Raw genomic sequence first — 20098 nt, forward strand, 5'->3', positions numbered from 1 at the left:
CGATCTTCATCAGCTTCAAGCGCTTTGTGCGGCGCCACCTTCTAGTTTTCGCCACAGCAACCGCACGTTGGCCTTGCGCACCAGGGCGCAGCGGTACAGGCGGATCTCCAGCGGCACATGCCATTGCGGGCCGCCGCACACCACCAGTTCACCGCGGGCCAGTTCGGCGCGTACGCTCAGTTGCGGCACCCAGGCAATGCCGAGGCCTTCCAGGGCCATGCTTTTCAGGCTGTCGGCCATCGCGGTTTCGTAGATCGTGGTGAAACGCAACTGGCGCTGGCGCAGCAAGCCGTTCACCGAACGCCCAAGAAACGCCCCGGCGCTGTAAGCCAGCAACGGCACACTCGCCTCGCCTTCCAGATCGAACAGCGGTTTGCCATCCAGATCTGCCGCGCACACCGGCAGCATCTCGGTCTGGCCCAAGTGCAGCGACGGGAAAATCTCCGGGTCCATCTGCATCGCCGAATCCGGGTCGTAGAACGCCAGCATCAGATCGCAGCCACCTTCACGCAAAGCGTGCACGGCGTCGCCAACGTTGGTCGCCACCAGCCGTGTGGCGATGTTCAGCCCTTCGTTGCGCAACTGGGCGATCCAGCGCGGGAAAAAGCCTAGCGCCAGCGAGTGCGCCGCTGCGACTTGCATGACCTCGCCCTGCCCGCCTTCCAGATGATGCAGGTGGCGCAGCACTTCACCGAGTTGTTCGACCACGGTGCGCGCAGTCACCAGAAACAACTGCCCCGCCGCCGTCAGTTCGACCGGCGTGCGCGAGCGATTGACCAGAGTCAGCCCCAGCGCCGCTTCGAGGCTGCGGATCCGCCGACTGAATGCCGGCTGGGTCACGAAGCGCCGTTCGGCCGCCTGAGAGAAGCTGCGGGTGGCGGCCAGGGCACTGAAGTCCTCGAGCCATTTGCTTTCCAGATTCATCACGTCCTCCCGGACACGCACCAAAACAGGTCACACGTCTGCCGCACAGGCGGCGTCACACGGGCATTATGCCGAATGTGCATAGGGCAGTGCTGAACAGCATTGGCCCAAAAATCCCCACAAGCCTAGCATTCGCAGCGTTCCGGCACAGACCGGGTCCTTATCGAGATGATTTCTATCATGTCCTCCGCTGCATCTTTCCGCACAGAAACCGACCTGCTTGGCGCCCTCGAAGTACCGGCCCATGCGTATTACGGCATCCAGACCCTGCGAGCGGTGAATAACTTCCGCCTCTCGGGCGTTCCGATTTCGCATTACCCGAAACTGGTTGTGGGCCTGGCGATGGTCAAACAGGCCGCCGCTGACGCCAACCGCGAGCTGGGTCACCTGAGCGAAGCCAAGCACGCTGCCATCAGCGAAGCCTGTGCGCGATTGATCCGCGGCGATTACCACGAAGAGTTCGTGGTCGACATGATTCAAGGTGGCGCCGGCACCTCCACCAACATGAACGCCAACGAAGTGATCGCCAACATTGCTCTGGAAGCGATGGGCCACGAGAAAGGCGAGTACCAGTACCTGCACCCGAACGACGACGTGAACATGGCGCAGTCGACCAACGACGCCTACCCGACGGCGATCCGCCTGGGTCTGCTGCTGGGTCACGACGCGCTGCTGGCCAGTCTCGACAGCCTGATTCAGGCCTTCGCGGCCAAGGGCAAAGAGTTCGACCACGTCCTTAAAATGGGCCGTACCCAGCTGCAAGACGCCGTGCCGATGACCCTCGGCCAGGAATTCCGTGCCTTCGCCACCACCATGGGCGAAGACCTCGCGCGTCTGAAGACGCTGGCCCCGGAGCTACTGACCGAAGTCAACCTGGGCGGCACCGCGATCGGCACCGGCATCAACGCCGACCCGCGTTATCAGGCACTGGCTGTTCAACGTCTGGCTTTGATCAGCGGGCAACCGCTGGTACCGGCCGCCGACCTGATCGAAGCGACCTCCGACATGGGCGCGTTCGTGCTGTTCTCCGGCATGCTCAAGCGCACCGCGGTCAAGCTGTCGAAGATCTGCAACGACCTGCGCCTGCTGTCCAGCGGCCCACGCACCGGCATCAATGAGATCAACCTGCCGGCGCGTCAGCCAGGCAGCTCGATCATGCCCGGCAAGGTCAACCCGGTGATCCCGGAAGCCGTGAACCAGGTCGCGTTCCAGGTCATCGGTAACGACTTGGCGCTGACCATGGCAGCCGAAGGCGGCCAGCTGCAACTGAACGTGATGGAGCCGCTGATCGCTTTCAAGATCCTCGACTCGATCCGCCTGCTGCAACGTGCCATGGACATGCTGCGCGAGCACTGCATCGTCGGCATCACCGCCAACGAAGCGCGCTGCCGTGAACTGGTCGAGCACTCGATCGGTCTGGTCACCGCACTGAACCCGTACATCGGCTACAAAAATGCCACCCGCATCGCCCGTATCGCCCTTGAAAGCGGCCGCGGCGTGCTGGAACTGGTGCGCGAAGAAGGTCTGCTCGACGAAGCCATGCTCGCCGACATCCTGCGCCCGGAAAACATGATTGCCCCGCGTCTGGTTCCGCTCAAAGCCTGAGCCGACGCGAACTTGTAGCACCGCTCACCAGGTCGAGGGACTAGACACCTCTCACCTTTTGAGGGCTTGGGGATTTTGTCCCCGAGCCCTTTTTTTTAACTTCTTTGCGGGCAGGACGTTAGATGCTTTGTGTATTCGATACCGCCAAGATCGCAGCCTTCGGCAGCTCCTACAGGATTGACGTGCACCTGTAGGAGCTGCCGAAGGCTGCGATCTTTTGATTTGCAGCAACCTCGTTTCGTCGCTTGCACCACTACCGTGCAGACGGGCGCGCCACTGATCGGTATAGTGCCGCCCCTCTTCGCGTGAGCGGTCGTCGGTAACGAGGCCATAACCCATGCGAAACCCGAACTAATAACAAAACCCGCGATATGGATCCGGGACGAAACCTTCGCCTCACCCGTCGTGCCGCGCGCAGGCCGGTGTAACACGATGTTTCTCCGATCCAGCATTTGCACCCACAAAAAACAGCGAGGATAAATCCATGCTCGAAGTCATCAACGACTTCCTCTCAGGGAAAGTACTGATCGTGCTCATTGTCGGGCTCGGTAGTTACTTCACGATTCGCTCGCGTTTCGTTCAACTGCGTCATTTCTTCCACATGTTCGCGGTGTTCCGCGACAGCCTCAAAGGCAGCGCCGGGCAACTCAGCTCGTTCCAGGCCTTGATGCTCAGCCTCGCCGGCCGCGTCGGTGCAGGCAACATCGCCGGTGTCGGCATCGCCGTGACTCTCGGTGGTCCGGGTGCGGTGTTCTGGATGTGGGTGACCGCACTGGTCGGCATGTCCAGCAGCTTCTTCGAGTGCACCCTGGCCCAGGTCTACAAGCGCGCGGATGGCGACGGCCTGTACCGTGGCGGTCCGGCCTACTACATCCAGCACGGGCTCAAGCTCAAAGGCATGGCGATAGTGTTCTCCGTTCTGCTGCTGGTCACCTACGGTTTCGCCTTCATCGGCCTGCAGTCCTACACTGTGACCCACTCGCTGCAGAACGCCTTTGACTTCAACCCGCAACACACCGGTATCGTCCTGGCGGTGCTGCTGGCCATCACCTTTATCGGCGGGATCAAGCGCATCGCTTCGGTGTCCGACCTGCTGGTACCGATCAAGACCCTGGCCTACATCGGCGTGACCCTGTACGTGATCGGCACCCAGATCGAACACGTGCCGGCCATGCTGGAAACCATCTTCAAGAGCGCCTTCGGCCTCGACCCGGCCTTTGCCGGCCTGCTCGGCAGCGCCATTGTCATGGGCGTGAAGCGTGGCGTGTTCGCCAACGAAGCGGGCCTGGGCAGTGCGCCGAACGTTGCCGCCGTGGCCGCCGTCAAGCACCCGGGCGCGCAGGGCGTGGTCCAGGCTTTCAGCGTGTTCCTCGACACCTTCGTGATCTGCACCTGCACCGCGCTGCTGATCCTGCTGTCGGGCTTCTACACCCCGGGTTTCGAAGGTGACGGCATCGTCCTGACCCAGAACTCGCTGGCCGCGGTGGTCGGTGACTGGGGTCGCATGTTCGTCAGCGTCGCGCTGTCGCTGTTCGTCTTCACCTGCATCCTCTACAACTACTACCTGGGCGAGAACAGCTTGCAGTTCCTCAGCCGCAACCGCGCCCTGCTGATGCTGTTCCGCGGCCTTGTGCTGGCGCTGGTGGTATGGGGTTCGATGCAGGACCTGACGACGGTGTTCGCCTTCGCCGACATCACCATGACCTGTCTGGCCTTCGTCAACCTCGTGGCCCTGGCCATGCTGTTCAAGGTCGGCCTGCGGGTGATGCGCGACTACGACGAGCAGCGTCGCGCCGGCGTCAAACAGCCAGTGTTTGATTCGAGCAAATTCGCCGATCTGGATCTGGATCGCAACGCCTGGCCGGTGAACCCGCCAGCAGCGGCGGGCCAGACTGAAACTGCGCCGCAAGGCGTACCTGCAGCGCAACGCTGACAGGTGAATGACGGGCGCATCCCCTGCGCCCGTCAGTTATTGTGATGCAATAACTTGTAGGAGTGAGCCTGCTCGCGATGGCGGACTTTCAGCCAACATCATTGTTGAATGACACACTGCTTTCGCGAGCAGGCTCGCTCCCACAGGGCCCTCATCGTTTCGGAGAATCCTATGAGCTCGTCGACCTATCCCGCCGCTCAACACGTCATGGTGCTCTACACCGGTGGCACCATCGGCATGCAGGCCAGCGCCAACGGTCTGGCCCCGGCGTCCGGTTTCGAAGCGCGGATGCGCGACTACCTGCACAGTCAGCCTGAGCTGGTAGTGCCGCAGTGGCAATTTCGGGAAATGTCGCCGCTGATCGACAGCGCCAACATGACCCCGGCCTACTGGCAGCAACTGCGCGAAGCGGTGGTCAATGCCGTGGACGTGCAAGGCTGCGACAGCGTGCTGATTCTGCACGGCACCGACACCCTGGCCTACAGCGCGGCGGCGATGAGTTTTCAGTTGCTCGGCCTGCATGCCCGCGTGTGTTTCACCGGTTCGATGCTGCCGGCGGGCGTGACCGACAGTGATGCCTGGGAAAACCTCGGCGGCGCGCTGGTCGCCCTCGGCCAGGGCCTGGCGCCAGGCGTGCACCTGTACTTCCACGGCGAACTGCTGGCGCCGACCCGCTGCGCGAAAGTGCGCAGCTTCGGCCGCCATCCGTTCAAACGCCTGGAGCGTCAGGGCGGTGGTGTGAAGGCGCCTTCGATTCCAGGCGCGCTGAACTACAACCAGCCGAAGCAACTGGCGAAAGTCGCGGTGTTGCCGCTGTTTCCCGGCATCAGTGCCGAAGTCCTCGACGGCCTGCTCGACAGCGGCATTCAAGGTCTGGTGCTGGAATGCTACGGCAGCGGGACCGGGCCGAGCGATAACCCCGAGTTCCTCGCCAGCCTTGGCCGTGCACGGGATAACGGCGTGGTGGTGGTGGCAGTGACGCAATGCCATGAAGGCGGGGTCGAGCTGGATGTCTACGAGGCTGGCAGCCGCTTGCGGGGTGTTGGCGTGTTGTCCGGTGGCGGCATGACCCGCGAGGCGGCGTTCGGCAAGTTGCATGGCTTGCTGGGAGCCGGGCTGGAAACGACTGAAGCGCGACGGCTGATCGAGCTGGATTTGTGTGGTGAGTTGATCTGAGCACGGCGCTGGATTGCCCCTCACCCTAACCCTCTCCCAGAGGGAGAGGGAACTGACCCTGTTGTCTTGCGCTATATACCGACCTGATAAACAGTGTCGATTATGGATTCGGCGGCGGTGTCTCACGTCGGTGTATTTCTGCAATATCCCCCGTTCGGCCCCCTCTCCCTCTGGGAGTGGGCTGGGGTGAGGGCCTGCGGCATGCAACTTGCTGCGTTCCAGCCACCTCCAGGCTGGAAGATCCCATGCTCCACTCCCACCTCACCACCCTCAACGCGGTCTCGCTGATCCTCAACACGTTCAAGGCCGAAGGCCTGTCGAGCGAGGCGCTCCTGGCCGGCAGCGGCATCGTGGCGGCGGATCTGCAGCGGGCCGATACGCGCATCACCACCCATCAAGAGATGCAGGTCTGCACCAACGCGGTCGCGCTCAAGCGTGACATCGGTCTCGAATTGGGCCGGCGCATGCACGTGTCCTGTTACGGCATGCTCGGTTACGCCCTGCTGACCTGTGCCACCTTCGGTGACGCTTTGCGTCTGGCAATCCGTTATCCGGCGCTGTTGGGCACGTTGTTCGAACTGAGCCTGGAAGACGATGGCGAGCAGGTCTGGTTCGTCGCTGCTGATTACCGTGAAAGCGCGGCGATGGCGGTGTTCAACGCCGAATTCTGTCTGGTGTCCCTGAAAGTCATCTGCGACGACTTGCTCGGCCATTCCCTGCCGCTGCGCGCCACGCGCTTCGAACATGCAGCGCCGGACTACCGCGACAGCTACGCCGAACCCTTTAACTCGCCAATGCACTTCTCGGCCAAAGACAACGCCTTCGCCTTCGACCGCCACTGGCTCGATCAGCCGCTGCCGCTGGCCGACGCGATCACTCATCAGGCCATGGCCGAACGTTGCCGCAAGCAGAATCTTGAGTTCACCGGACGTCAGGCCTGGCTGGGGCGGATTCGTCAGTTGCTCAGCGCACAATTGAATGCCGCGCCGGGGCTCGAGGGGCTCGCGCAGCAAATGAAGTGCTCACCGCGCACCCTGCGCCGGCATTTGAAAGACATGGGCAGCAGCTATCAGGAACTGCTCGATGAACTGCGCTTCGAACGGGCCAAGCAGATGTTGTGTGAGGACCAGTTGCCGATCTATCGGATCGCCGAGACGCTGGGCTTCAGCGAGACCGCGAGTTTCCGTCATGCATTTGTGCGCTGGAGTGGCGTGGCGCCGAGTCAGTTCAGATCCTGAAGATCAAAAGATCGCAGCCTTCGGCAGCTCCTACAGGGATCGGTGAGCTGCCGAAGGCTGCGATCTTTGGCTGTGAGGGGCGAATTGCGGTCAGAGGTTTTGGCCATATCGATCCCCTTTTGGCCGCTCCCGACATTCTCCGATTCAAACTGCGCCGCAACACTGAAAGCCACCGAATCAGCCTTGCGGAGAACAACAAATGCTGACGATCTACTCAGACGATCACCACTTGCACCATGGCCGCTGCGAACTCATCGATGGCCAGCTCAAGCCGTGCTTCGAGATGCCGTCGCGTGCCGACCATGTGCTGCAACGCGTGCAGAAGCAAAACCTCGGTGCGGTCGAAGCGCCGAAGGATTTCGGCCTGGAGCCGATCGCGCGCATTCACAGCCGCGACTATCTGGAATTTTTCAAAGGTGCATGGCAACGCTGGACCGAGTTCAACACCGACGGCGACCTGCTGCCCTACACCTGGCCGGCGCGGACCTTGCGTGCGATCAAACCGACCAGCCTGCACGGCCAGCTCGGTTATTACAGCTTCGACGGCGGCGCGCCGATTACCGCCGGCACCTGGCAAGCGGCCTACAGCGCGGCGCAAGTGGCGCTTACCGCGCAGGCTGAAATCCAGCGTGGCGCACGCGCGGCCTTCGCCCTGTGCCGTCCGCCGGGACATCACGCCGCCAGCGACTTGATGGGCGGTTATTGCTACCTCAACAATGCCGCCATCGCCGCTCAGGCCTTCCTCGATCAGGGCCACAAGAAAGTCGCGATCCTTGACGTCGACTACCACCACGGCAACGGCACTCAGTCGATTTTCTATGAACGCAGCGACGTCCTGTTCACTTCGATCCACGGTCACCCGGAAGCGGAGTTTCCGTTCTTCCTCGGCTATGACGACGAGCGTGGCGAAGGCGCCGGTGAAGGGTTCAATTTCAACTATCCGCTGCCGGCCGGTTCCGGCTGGGATGTCTGGAGTGCAGCGCTGGATCAGGCCTGCGACGAGATTGATCGCTACGGAGCGGACATCGTTGTCGTCTCCCTCGGCGTCGATACGTTCAAGGACGATCCGATCTCGCAGTTCAAACTCGACAGCCCGGATTACCTGGCCATGGGCAAGCGCATCGCCGCCCTCGGCAAGCCGACCCTGTTCGTCATGGAAGGTGGCTACGCGGTGGAAGAAATCGGCATCAACGCAGTGAACGTGCTGGAAGGTTTCGAACAATGAAAAAGCGACTGATCGCCTCGGCGCTGTGCGCAGCCATGCTGAGCGCTGGCGCCCACGCCGAAGAACGCACGCTGCGCGTTTATAACTGGTTCGACTACATCACGCCCAAGGCGCTGGACGACTTCAAGGCACAGAACAGCCAGACCAAACTGATCTACGACATCTTCGACACCAACGAAGCGCTCGAGGCCAAGCTGCTCACCGGCAACTCCGGCTATGACGTGGTAGTGCCGTCCAACGTGTTCCTCGCCAAGCAGATCGAGGCCGGAGTGTTCCAGCCGCTTGATCGCAGCAAGTTGCCGAACTGGAATCATCTCGATCCGAAGCTGATGAAGCTGATCGAAGCCAATGATCCTGGAAACAAATTTGCCGTGCCGTACATGTACGGCACCATTCTGATCGGCTTCAACCCCGCCAAGATCAAAGCAGCCCTGGGCGATAACGCGCCGGTAGACAGTTGGGACCTGATCTTCAAGGAAGAGAACATCAGCAAGCTCAAGCAGTGCGGCGTCGCCCTGCTCGACTCACCGTCGGAGATTCTGCCGCTGGCTCTGCAACACCTGGGCCTGGACCCCAACAGCAAGAAGCCGGCGGATTACGCCAAGGCCGAAGCGCTGCTGATGAAGATTCGTCCTTACGTGACCTACTTCCATTCGTCCAAGTACATGGCCGACATCGCCAACGGCGACATCTGCGTGGCCGTCGGTTATTCCGGCAGCTTCTCGCAAGCGGCCAACCGCGCCAAGGAAGCGAAAAACGGCGTGGTGGTGGAAATGCGCTTGCCCAAAGAAGGCGCGCCGATCTGGTTCGACATGCTCGCCATTCCCAAGGGCGCGAAGAACACCGAGGACGCCTACACCTTCATCAACTATCTGCTGCAACCGGCGGTGATTGCCCCGGTCAGCGATTTTGTCGGCTATCCGAACCCGAACAAGGACGCCACCGGCCTGGTCGATCCAGCCATTCGCAACAACCCGAACCTGTACCCGACCGACGCGGCAATGAGCACGCTCTACACCTTGCAGCCGCTGCCTCGGGATGCCGAACGCGCACGCACGCGAGCGTGGACGAAAATCAAGTCCGGGACCTGAAACCGGCTCGTTTGCTCAAGACCCGCCTCGGCGGGTCTTTTTTTTGCCTGGCAGCTTTATCTACCGCACGGGTCGCTGTTGCGCCTTTTAACTTGCCCTGCTCCGCCGCCCTTGCGGCGTCCCGACAGAGCAGGAAACCACCATGACCGCCATTCCCAAAGCCAGCGCCGTCGATATCGTGACTCAGCTGGTTACTGGCCCCTCACTGCAGGAAGTCGCTTCAAAAACGCTGCGCGATGCCCTCAAGACGCTGTATCCGAATCTCGACATAGACCCGCGTCTGGCGATGGTCGTGCAACCCACCTGGGCTATTGTGGATGGTCGAGTCGTACCCGACGGGTATCAGGCTGGATCGCTGACCAACGCCCTGGTGCGGCTCGGCCTGTCCGGCACCACGGTGACGTACCTTGATGGCGAGCATTATCTGACCCTGCAACCCGGCATGCCCGCACCCGCGCATCTGCCGGTAAAGATCGATGCCATCGGCCTGTTGCTCAACGAACTGGCGCCACTGCTGTTCATCGCCTACAAGGAGCAGCACGTCGAATACTGGGACGAGTTCACCTACCCCGGGCAACCGCGCTGGCAGCAATTGTCCGAGGCACTGCGCAACCTGTGGAACGTCGATGCCAGCGTCGGCTGGGACGCTGACGAGATCGCCATGGCCCGGGCGATTTTCAAACAGCCCGACCCGCAACAACGCCTGGCCCCCGCCCCGTACTCGGCAAAGGCATATCTGATTGACCTCGATCGCGGTAGCTCCGACAAGTCATCGCACTTGACCCTGGTCGATGCCGCAGTAGTGATCGGCACAATCGCAGACCGCAAGTTGATTCTCACCCACGCGGTCACCCAGGGCTTTCAGCGTTTCGATTCACTGGAGGAGCTCGGCGAGGCTCTGCTGCGGATATATGGCGCAAGCGCCTCGGGCGAAGATCTCAAGTGGCGGCTGGTCGAACCCCAGGGCAATTTCTTCGACCAGCAGGCGTGCACGCTGATTTCCATGGAAGCGGATGCCTTGGGCGAAATCAGTTTTTTTCAGGATTCCCCTGGTAAACGCGTCTATCCGCATACCGGCACGGCCGGCAAACCGGCTCAACCGACACCGCGCCTCGAAGCGCACTTCGAGCGTTTGCAGCCGATGCTTCCGGACTGGCTGAACGACGCACTGCCCATGGATCAGACGCGTTACAGCCGGCACCTGCTGGATCTGACAACGCTGCAGCACGAAAACAACGGCAAATCCTTTCAAAGCGAAATCACCAGCCTGCAGGCGTTCACTCGTGCAGCGCTGATCAAACAGATTCTCAAGGAGCAGCCCGGCGCCAAAGACGTGAACATCGACAACATCGAAATCACCATCACCAGTCTCGTGGTCTGGGGCACGTTTGTATTGCCGGGAAATACTCAGGCTCAGACATGGACGCTGACCGAGCTTGCCCTGCAAAACCTCGCAGGCCTGCCCTTGGGCAACAAGACTGTACGGTACAAGGATGGCAGCCCGGTACCCGAGTGGATGAGCGCGACTTTTCTGGAAAAACTGGTCAGCACGGTCGACATCGGCAAGACCTACCCGGCGCATCTCAAGGCCATGCTGCTAGACGACCCCGTGCAAGCGCCGCTGTTGCAAGGGCTCTACACCAGTCAGCTGCGCATTGAGCTGCCATTGCTGGCGTTACAGCACAAGATCCGGGGTAAAGCGGGCCTCGATGAATCGGGTTATCGATACGTGGTCGCCGCATTCGCAACGACTGGCGCGGAACGCTACGTCGATGGCGAGGAAATCGTCATTCGCCCTTTGGCCTTCGTCGCTCATCGCAGCCGCTCCACCGCAGACACTGTCGACAACATGTATGTCATAGGCCCGCGCGATGCCGACAAAGGGCCGTGCGTGCTGTATCGACCGCTGTTCGACAAGACTCTGCTGCAATATCCGGGGCCCGCGAATCTGCTTTTTGCGATCCAGCATTCGCGACATTTGCGTGACTCGGTACTGGCCTGGTTGCCGGACGATGTGCGCTTCAATTACAGCCAGTTCGTCTTTACCGCCAGGCTGCCGTCGGTGTGGACGATCCCGCAACTGATGATCAATCCGACCACTGCGCTGGACATGTCAGGCGCGGTCGCGCTGGGCACTCAGGTGATCGCCAGCGATGTCCTCGCAACCCTGCACGAACGCAACGTCAAGGCGCTTGTCACTCAAGCCGACCGGCAGTCGGTCTCCGATGCAGAAGCACGCTGGGCCTCGCTGAAACAGGGCGGCTGGGTGATGCTCAATGCCGCGCTGCCGTTCCTGGGCCGCAGCGTAGGCACAGCGGCGTGGATCTGGCAGATCATGGATGATCTGCAGGAAATCACCGACGGCGCCAACGAGCAATCGGGGAAGATCGCCTGGACGGCCATCGCCGATATTCTCCTGGCGCTGGGCATGGTGCTCGCCCACCGTGCGGCGGTGGGCGATGCGCCATCGACACCCGTGGCCACGGAGCTCGAAGAGGACCCAGCGACGACCAGACCTGCCGCCAGAATCGTCAAAGCGCTGCGCCAGCCCGATATCACCGGCCCGCAGTTAACCCAATTCCATGGCACATCGATCGACAGCATCACGGCGCTGAAACGATCCCCGACGGCACTCGCCACGCTATTGGACGGGTTCGAGGTCGGCAAGCCCAAAGCCCTTGGCGCAGCCACCCGGGAAGGCGCGTACCGAGACCTCTACGCCCAGGCAGACAAATGGTACGCCCGGGTCGGTGAGCGCTGGTTCGAAGTCGCGCGCAACGTGCATGGCGATGTGCACATCGTCGATACGCGTCAGCCCACCCGACCAGCCGGGCCCAGGCTTGCCTATACCGCCAATGGCCAATGGGTGATAGATCTGCGTTTGCGCCTGCGCGGAGGCGGGCTGGAGGACGGTCGCAAGGTGGCGCAAGGCAAAAAAAACCAAGAGGTGGCCGTATTGTCCGAGCAGATCACCGCGTTCGATTTGACGATGGAGAGCAAAGGCAGCCTTCTCGATACCGAACGCAACAGCCTGCGCGATGCCCCTGCGCAGGCACGCGAACAAGCGCTTGCGCAGTACCTCGCCACGCTCGATTCACAGCACAACGAATATGCCGCGAACATTCAGCTGATCAAGACACTCAACTGCAAGCAATCGATTCCTAACTACCGCACGGTCATGCCGGAGCGGTTGGACATGCAGTTGTTTCTGGGGCAGGAGTGGCTCAGTAATAACGCTTCGGATTACCAGCAACGCGTACTGAGGGTGCAGGCGATACTGGACGACGAACTGCGCGGCGAATCGCAGGCGGTCACCTCTGCGTTCGAACAGTTGAACGATGCCACTCAAACCATTATCGAGAAAATGGAGTCGGCTGAAGCCTGCCTGGATGAACTGACCAGGCTGGGACCTGATGGCCTGGAGATAAAGCAGAAATACAACATCAGCCTGGCGCCCTACCCGCTGGATGATCTGAAGACTCTGCAGATCAGTCTCGGCCAGTACACCTGCATCAAGCCCGGCGATTCCACCGCTCATGTCGAGGCGCAACAAGCGCTGGCCAGTCTGTTCGAAGATGCTGCGCTGAACGTTCAGAGTTCCCGGGACCTGAGCGCCGATGAAAGCCTCAGTGATCTGCGCATACGCATCGACGCCCTGAGTCAGGTGAGCGAACAGTTCGCTTCCGTGGACAAGCGTTTCGATGACCTGGCGAGTGAATATTCCGAACACATACACACGGAACGACTCAGGCAATTGCAGGCGCGCGTGGCCGCATTCAAGGATAGCGCCGACAACCGACTCGCCGACCTGTTGCGCTACCGGCACTTACTGGTGCCGCAAGCCGGTCCGTCGAGACCCGCAACGTCAGCTTCGAATCGGCAGATCATCAAGACACGCAACAAGGGCACCCTGGTCGGCCAGCGGAAAAAAAGCCTCGACGGCAAGAACACCGATCTGGTCGAAGTCGGTACGGCGCTGACCAGAGTGATCGCGACATTCAAGGAGGAATCGCCAGGTATCTGGGTCGAGCAGAGTGCACGGCCTGCACCGTTGCCTAAAGCCAGGCCCAACCTCAACAAGAGCATCAGCGAAGGGCAGGCATTGATCGACGGGCTGGCGGCGTTTCATCGGCGCATCGAGGCGCGTCTCAAACGCGGCTCGCGCATCCCCGTGGAGGTCGAAGAGGAATACCACAACCACGCCACCCTATTGCGCAAAGCCTGTGCGGCGATCGATGAAGCGTTAACGGCGAGTAACCTCACCGCTGCTCTGCATGAACCGTCCGAAGAGCTCAACCACAAGCTCGACGCTGCGGCTACGACACTGGAGCAAAAAGGCACCAGCACGCGAATCCGCCTGGTCAAGCAACAACTGCCAACAGCTGCCGGGGTCGAGTGGCTCAAGGACAAGGGCGAAGTGAGCATCTCGAAAACCCTGACCCGACGGCGTCTGAGGCGCCATCAGAACGATTTTCTCGACGAGTATCAGATTCGTGATGCGCATACCGACAAGGTCCTCTGCTATGCGCATTTCCATTACAGCAGCGTCGACGCACCCGTTGGTGCATTTGTGCGTGGACATATGAAAACGCTCGCTCAGCACCGCATGGGGGGCGTCGCCGAAATAACGGGTGTGGATAATCAGAGGCTGATAGAAATCCATCGCAGCGAAATTTCCACTCGCAGCGCCGAAACGCTGTTCTTCAATCTCTCCAAGCCTGCCGCAGACGCGACAGCGCCGCTTTGATCGCAGGCTCTGGTACGGCGGCAAAACCCAGCACCAGGCCGGCGCGCTGATCCATGGGCGTAGTCGAGTCGGGTAACCAGTAGCTGCTCAGGCCGTTGATTTCGACATCGACATCAGCGGCCTGAGCGATCAATTGCTGCTCGCGCTCGATGCTGTCCACGGCGACAGTCAGGTGCAGCCCGGCCGACACGGCGGGCAACTGACCGACACCGGCGATCATCGGCCAGCCTTCGAGCAGGCAGTTGCGCCGGCTCAGCGCAGCCCGGCGCATGCGACGGATATGTCGCTGGAAATGCCCGGCAGCCATGAATTCGGCCATCACCGCTTGGGTGCTGACCTCCGAATGCCGCACATCGACGGCGCGGCGTTGCGCAAACGCGTCGACCAGCGCTGGCGGCAGCACCAGATAACCAAGGCGCAACGCCGGAAAAGCGACCTTGCCGAAGGTGCCGACGTAGAGCACACGCCCCTGACGATCAAGTGCCGCCAACGGCGCCAGCGGTGCGCCGGTGTAGCGGTACTCGCCGTCGTAATCATCCTCGACGATCCAGCCGCCGACACGCTCGGCCCAGGCGAGCAATTCCAGACGCCGGGCCAGACTCATCACCACTCCGGTCGGGTACTGATGAGACGGCGTGACATAAGCCACCCGACAATCGCTGAGCTGAGCCATGGCGCTGCAATCAATGCCGTCGCTGTCTACCGCCACCCCATGCAATTTCGCCCCCGCCACAGCGAAGGCATGCCCGGCCGCGCGGTAGCCCGGATTCTCGATCGCCACACCGTCCCCCGGCTCGACCAGCAACTGTGCACAAAGGCTGATGCCCTGCTGCGCGCCACTGGTGATCACAATTTGCTCAGCCGTGCACTGCATGCCGCGCGAGCTGCGCAAATACGCAGCAATCATGCCGCGCAGCCGCGCGTCACCGGCAGGGTCGCCGTAACACAGCTGCTGTAAATCCGGTTTACGCCAGAAAGCCGCGTTGAGCTTGGCCCAGACCTCGAACGGAAACAGATCGAATGCAGGCACACCCACCCGAAAAGCACGCGGCGGACCGCTCGGTGGTCGTGGCAAATGATGCTTTTCAATGCGGGAAAATCCGTCGCTGTGGATAACTTTGCTGGATGAATTCACAGGTAAATCCAGCCAATTTGTGGATAAGGCTGTGGGTAAGCCTGTTGACAAGCCTGTGGATGAATTTGTGGATAGTTTTTTCTCAGGCGTGGATGCCTGAGCCAATTGCGCCACGTAAGTACCGTCGCCCACGCGCCCTTCGATAAAGCCCTCGGCATACAACTGATCGTAAGCGCGCACCACGCTGTTACGGGAAATGCCCAGCGCCGAGGCCAGGTCACGGCTGGCCGGCAATCGCGTGCCACTGGCCAGACGTCCATCAAGCACCCGCAGGCGCAAAGACTGATAGAGCTGGCGACTCAGGCCCTGACGGCGATCGAGTTCGATTCCGGCCGGATTGAAAGGCATCGACAAGGGTGGCAGATCAGGCATGGCGAATGGACCTATGAAATGGCTCGGCAATGGCTCTTACAACGGACCAATAGCCTGCCTAGGATGCAGGCATTCGCCAAGGAAAATCTGTCCATGTACACGCCACGCGCCTTTGCCATCGAAGACTTGTCCCAACTGCACGAACTGATCCTCGCCACGCGCCTGGCCATTCTGGTCAGCCACGGCGAAAGCGGCCTGCAAGCCAGCCACGTGCCGGTGCTGCTGCATCGCGAACAGGGCGAATACGGCACGCTCTACGGCCATCTGGCCAAGGCCAATCCGCAGTGGAAGGACCTGCGGGACGGCGCCGAGGCGATGCTGATCTTTGCCGGACCAGACGCCTACGTCAGCCCAGGCTTCTATCCGAGCAAGGCCGAGCACGGCAAGGTCGTGCCGACCTGGAACTACATCGCCGTGCACGCCTACGGTCAGGCCGAGACCTTCAGCGATGGCGGCCGCTTGCTCGACATCGTCAGCACCCTGACTGACCGTCACGAAGCGGGCCGCGCGCAGCCGTGGTCGGTCGACGATGCGCCGGCCGACTACATCGACGGCATGCTCAAGGCCATCGTCGGGTTTGCCATTCCCATCGACCGCCTCGAAGGCAAACGCAAGCTCAGCCAGAACCGCAGCGCTGAAGACATTGCCGGCGTGCGCGAAGGCCTCGCCGCCAGCCCCGACGCCAACGATCAAACCCTCGCCCGCTTGATGCGCTAAGGAAATCACCATGACTGAGATCGACATTCGCCAGGTCAGCGCCGACGACCACGATGCCTGGCTGCCGTTGTGGCAAGCCTATTTGCGCTTCTACAACACCGAACTGCCGGACGCCGTCACCCAGAGCACCTGGCAGCGCTTTCTCGACCCGAATGAACCGACCCACGCCGCCCTCGCGTGGGCCGATGGCAAAGCATTGGGCATGGTGCATTACATCTATCATCGCTCGAACTGGAGCATCGAAAATTCCTGCTATTTGCAGGATCTGCTGGTGGTGCCGGAAGCCCGTGGCACGGGAGTCGGTCGGCTGTTGATCGAGCATGTCTACGCTACCGCCAAGGCCGATGGTTGCTGCAAAGTCCACTGGCTGACCCATGAAACCAACGCCACGGCGATCCAGCTCTACGAGCGCATTGCCGAACGTCCGGGATTCATCCAGTTTCGTAAAGCCCTTTAAGGAGACGCGCACATGACTGCTTCACTCGCTGACTGGAAAGGCGTCCCCGCCCCCTCCGCCACCCTGCTCGAGGGCCGTTTCATTCGTCTGGAAAAACTCGACCCGGCGCGTCATGGCGATGAGCTTTACGCCGCCCTCGAAGGGCCGGGTGCCGATCCGAAGCTTTGGGATTACTTGCCTTACGGTCCGTTTCCCGAGCGCAGCGCGTTCAACGACTGGCTGAACAATCATGCAGCCAACAGCGACCCGTATTTCTTCAGCATCATCGACCGTGCGACTGGTCAGGTCCAAGGCATCCTCAGCCTGATGTCGATCGTCCCGGCGCAGGGCCGCATCGAAATCGGCCACGTCACTTTCGGTGCGCCAATGCAACGCTCGCCGAAAAGCACCGAGGCGGTGTACCTGCTGGCAAAATATTCGTTCGAGCTGGGTTACCGGCGCCTGGAATGGAAGTGTAACAACGGCAACGCCCGCTCCAAATACGCGGCCGAGCGTCTGGGCTTCAGTTTCGAAGGGGTGTTTCGCCAGCACATGGTGGTCAAGGGGCAGAACCGCGACACCGCGTGGTATTCGATTCTGGATGCGGAATGGCCGGCGATTGGTGCAGGGTTCGAGCGCTGGCTGAGCGATGAAAACCAGACGCCTGCTGGCCAACTCAAAGGTCTGGCCGAATGCCGTAGCTGAACTTCACGGATACCCCTGTGGGAGCGAGCCTGCTCGCGAAGGCGGTGTGTCAGTCACCGCAGATGTTGACTGACTGACCGCTTTCGCGAGCAGGCTCGCTCCCACAATGGGCGGGGTCTTTCTTAACAACGCAGTTCTTGCGCCAGCACCGCAATGTGCTCTGGCCCGATCCCGCAGCAGCCACCCAGATGACTGGCGCCGCGCTGTTGCCAGTCCAGCGCCCAGTGCAGATACCCCGGCGGATCAAGATCGTCACGCAACGGGTCGAGCCCGTCGTTGGCCGTGGCTTCTTTCGGTTGCGGAGGAAACGCGTTGGCATACGCGCCGATATTGATCCTGACGCCGAGACGCTCAAAGGTTGCGCGCGCCGCGTCGATTGCTGCGCCAATCACTTCAGGCTGACTGCAGTTGAACAGCAGGGTTTCGACGCCGAGTTCAGCCGCCACCGCAGCCGCTTCGGCCACTGGCTCGCCAGAGCGCAGGCGCGGCACTTCATCGGTGTCTTCATCCTTGAGCGTGAATGACAGCCAGAACGGTTTACCGTCCTTCGGCAGCCCGGCGTGGATAGCGCGGGCCTCGACGATCGAGCTTTGCGTTTCTGCCAGCCACAGGTCCACATGTGGCGCCAGACCGTTAACCAAAGGCGTCAACAGTTCGGTCACGCGACCAGCCTCGAACAGATCCGGACGGTACGAACCAAACAGCGGCGGCAATGAACCGGCAACCCGCACTGCTTTGCCCGACGCCTGCACGGCACGCCGTGCCAACTCACCCGCCAATGCCGCGAGCGCTTGGCCTTCAGCCGCAAAGCGCGCCTCGCCAATGTGAAACGGCACCACCGCGTAACTGTTGCTGGTGATCACGTCGGCGCCGCTGTTGATGTAAGCGGCATGCACCGCCTCGACCGCCTGCGGCGCTTCGCTCAGCGCCAGTGCCGACCACTCGGGCTGGCGAAATGGCGCCCCGGCGCGTTGCAGTTCACGGCCCATGCCGCCATCGAGAATGACCGTACTTGCTGCGCCCATATGCTTTTCACTCATATGCTTATGAAAATAACTCACTATCAGAGTCGTTCTTATAACTATTTAATACGCACCACTCGGTTAATAACAACCTCTTTTTTCAACAGGAAGCGACTGTGAAATTCCAACCGCTATTGGCCCTGGGCCTGACCATTCTGGCCTCCACCCAAGCCTTCGGCGGCGCGACGCTGGACCGTGTCGAACAGAAAAAAGAGCTGGTCGGCGTGCTCATGGAAAGCTATCCGCCCTTCTCGTTTCTCAATGAGCAGAATCAACTCGACGGTTTCGATGTCGACGTTGCCAACGCGGTGGCGGACAAGCTTGGCGTAAAACTGCGTCTGGAAACGCCGTCCTGGGACGTGATCGCCGCCGGCCGCTGGAGCGGGCGCTACGACATCTGCATCTGCTCGATGACCCCGAGCAAGGCCCGCGCAGAAGTGTTCGACTTCCCGGTCGAGTACTACGCCTCGCCAGCGGTAATCGTGGTCAATGCCAAGGACGATCGCATCCACAGCGCCAAGGATCTGAGCGGCAAAAAAGTCGGCCTGACCAGCGCCTCCAGCTACGAAAGTTATCTGAACAAAAATCTGGTGATCGAAGGCGCCGAGGATACGCAGTTGCAGTATCCGTTCGAGGATGTGCAGATCGCTCCTTATGACACCGACAACGTCGCCTTCCAGGATCTGGGCCTGGGCGCCGGCGTGCGCCTGGATGCAATCCTTACCAATCTGGTCACCGCACAGCCGCGTCTGAATCAGGACCAGCGCTTCAAATTGGCCGGCGAACCGCTGTACTCGGAACCGAACTCGGTGGCCATCGAAAAGGGTGACCCGCAGTGGGACGCCAAGGTGCGCGAGGTGTTTGCCCAGCTGAAACAGGACGGCACCCTGAGCAAGCTGTCGCAGAAATGGATCGGCGCCGATATCAGCCAATGACTTCTTTTCCGACCCCGCCACAGCCACCGCAACCGGTGGCTGAAACACGCCTGCAAAAGCTCTTTGGTTTCCGCACGCGCCTGTACCTGACGTGGGCGGCGCTGTTCTGCCTGTTCGCCGGATTCTTCCTCAGCTTCGACCTGAAGTTCGCGATCATCCTCGACAAACTGCCCAACCTCGTTGGCCTGAAGCTGGCGCCAAACGGCTTCCTGCAAGGCGCAGCGCTGACCCTGTTTCTGTGCGCCTGCTCGATCATCGCCTCGTCGCTGCTCGGTTTCATCACCGCGCTGGCGCGCCTGTCGAGCAGCGCCGTGGCGTTTGGCATCGCCAGTTTCTACACCTCGTTCTTTCGCGGCACGCCATTGCTGATCCAGATCCTGCTGATCTACCTCGGCCTGCCGCAACTGGGCATCGTCCCCGGCGCCATCGTCGCCGGCATCATTGCCCTGTCGCTGAACTATGGCGCCTACCTGAGCGAAATCTTCCGCGCCGGCATCCTCGGCGTCGATCACGGCCAACGCGAAGCATCCCTGGCGCTGGGCCTGCGCGAAAGCGTGATCTTCTGGCGCATCACCCTGCCCCAGGCCATGCGCACGATTATCCCGCCGACTACCAACCAGTTCATCTCGATGCTCAAGGACTCGTCGCTGATCTCGGTGATGGGCGTCTGGGAAGTGATGTTTCTCGCTCAGTCCTACGGGCGCTCAAGCTATCGCTACATCGAAATGCTCACCACGGCGGCGATCATCTACTGGCTGATGTCGATCGGGCTGGAGCTGATTCAGGCACGGATGGAGCGGCATTACGGCAAGGCTTATGTGCGCCGTAGTTGAGGTG

15 protein-coding genes are annotated in these 20098 nt (G+C 61.1%); 12 read left to right on the forward strand and 3 right to left on the reverse strand.

The genetic code is table 11. The annotated features are described in order from the left end of the window. Positions 1-15 precede the first annotated feature (15 nt). Positions 16-924, reverse strand: a complete 909-nt coding sequence (locus AB4N41_RS08470; RefSeq protein WP_024014837.1) for a LysR substrate-binding domain-containing protein — start codon at positions 922-924, stop codon at positions 16-18. A 180-nt stretch (positions 925-1104) separates the two neighbouring features. Here AB4N41_RS08470 and aspA point away from each other — a divergent pair, with 180 nt between their 5' ends. The 7 genes from aspA to AB4N41_RS08505 all read left to right on the forward strand — a co-directional run bounded on the left by aspA (position 1105) and on the right by AB4N41_RS08505 (position 13939). Beyond that, positions 1105-2529, forward strand: coding sequence for an aspartate ammonia-lyase (gene aspA, locus AB4N41_RS08475; protein ID WP_016772472.1), 1425 nt, complete (start codon positions 1105-1107; stop codon positions 2527-2529). A gap of 484 nt (positions 2530-3013) precedes the next feature. After that, a complete protein-coding gene (locus tag AB4N41_RS08480; protein ID WP_016772471.1) occupies positions 3014-4462 on the forward strand; it encodes an alanine/glycine:cation symporter family protein in 1449 nt (482 codons plus the stop codon). A gap of 171 nt (positions 4463-4633) precedes the next feature. Continuing rightward, the gene (locus AB4N41_RS08485; protein ID WP_056790937.1) at positions 4634-5638 is read left to right on the forward strand and encodes an asparaginase; all 1005 of its coding nucleotides are present in this window, start codon (positions 4634-4636) and stop codon (positions 5636-5638) included. 245 nt (positions 5639-5883) lie between these two features. Next, a complete protein-coding gene (locus tag AB4N41_RS08490) occupies positions 5884-6876 on the forward strand; it encodes an AraC family transcriptional regulator (protein ID WP_056790940.1) in 993 nt (330 codons plus the stop codon). 199 nt (positions 6877-7075) lie between these two features. Further along, a complete protein-coding gene (locus tag AB4N41_RS08495; protein WP_150637187.1) occupies positions 7076-8101 on the forward strand; it encodes a histone deacetylase family protein in 1026 nt (341 codons plus the stop codon). Beyond that, positions 8098-9192, forward strand: coding sequence for a polyamine ABC transporter substrate-binding protein (locus AB4N41_RS08500; RefSeq protein WP_150637189.1), 1095 nt, complete (start codon positions 8098-8100; stop codon positions 9190-9192). Before AB4N41_RS08495 ends, AB4N41_RS08500 begins: the two co-directional genes overlap by 4 nt. 142 nt (positions 9193-9334) lie before the next feature. Then, positions 9335-13939: a dermonecrotic toxin domain-containing protein gene (locus tag AB4N41_RS08505; RefSeq protein WP_252877134.1), complete on the forward strand. Its 4605-nt coding sequence runs from the start codon at positions 9335-9337 to the stop codon at positions 13937-13939. Here the strand turns inward: AB4N41_RS08505 and pdxR are convergent. Next, positions 13896-15446, reverse strand: coding sequence for a MocR-like pyridoxine biosynthesis transcription factor PdxR (gene pdxR, locus AB4N41_RS08510; RefSeq protein WP_252877135.1), 1551 nt, complete (start codon positions 15444-15446; stop codon positions 13896-13898). The genes AB4N41_RS08505 and pdxR overlap by 44 nt on opposite strands. A 93-nt stretch (positions 15447-15539) precedes the next feature. On the opposite strand from pdxR, the gene AB4N41_RS08515 reads away from it, so the two are divergent. The 3 genes from AB4N41_RS08515 to AB4N41_RS08525 are packed head-to-tail and all read left to right on the forward strand — an operon-like array spanning position 15540 to position 17304. After that, positions 15540-16163 (forward strand): FMN-binding negative transcriptional regulator, encoded by a 624-nt coding sequence (locus tag AB4N41_RS08515; RefSeq protein WP_252877136.1) that lies wholly within the window; start codon positions 15540-15542, stop codon positions 16161-16163. Between the two features lie 10 nt (positions 16164-16173). Then, on the forward strand, positions 16174-16620 hold the full coding sequence (locus AB4N41_RS08520) for a GNAT family N-acetyltransferase (RefSeq protein ID WP_236167797.1): 447 nt from the start codon (positions 16174-16176) through the stop codon (positions 16618-16620). A 12-nt stretch (positions 16621-16632) separates the two neighbouring features. After that, positions 16633-17304 carry a GNAT family N-acetyltransferase gene (locus AB4N41_RS08525; RefSeq protein ID WP_056790955.1) on the forward strand — a complete coding sequence of 224 codons (672 nt, stop codon included), beginning with the start codon at positions 16633-16635 and terminating at the stop codon, positions 17302-17304. A gap of 122 nt (positions 17305-17426) precedes the next feature. On the opposite strand, the gene AB4N41_RS08530 is transcribed toward AB4N41_RS08525, so the two are convergent. After that, the gene (locus tag AB4N41_RS08530; protein ID WP_252877137.1) at positions 17427-18329 is read right to left on the reverse strand and encodes a homocysteine S-methyltransferase family protein; all 903 of its coding nucleotides are present in this window, start codon (positions 18327-18329) and stop codon (positions 17427-17429) included. A gap of 113 nt (positions 18330-18442) precedes the next feature. Between AB4N41_RS08530 and AB4N41_RS08535 the strand changes: the two genes are divergently transcribed. Together AB4N41_RS08535 and AB4N41_RS08540 are read left to right on the forward strand one after the other, a co-directional pair. Then, positions 18443-19261, forward strand: coding sequence for an ABC transporter substrate-binding protein (locus tag AB4N41_RS08535; RefSeq protein ID WP_252877138.1), 819 nt, complete (start codon positions 18443-18445; stop codon positions 19259-19261). Beyond that, entirely contained in the window at positions 19258-20094 is an 837-nt protein-coding gene (locus tag AB4N41_RS08540) for an amino acid ABC transporter permease (RefSeq protein ID WP_122698746.1), read from the forward strand. The genes AB4N41_RS08535 and AB4N41_RS08540 overlap by 4 nt, the downstream gene beginning before the upstream one ends. Positions 20095-20098 lie beyond the last annotated feature (4 nt).

The sequence above is a fragment of the Pseudomonas sp. S2_A10 genome (assembly GCF_054668465.1).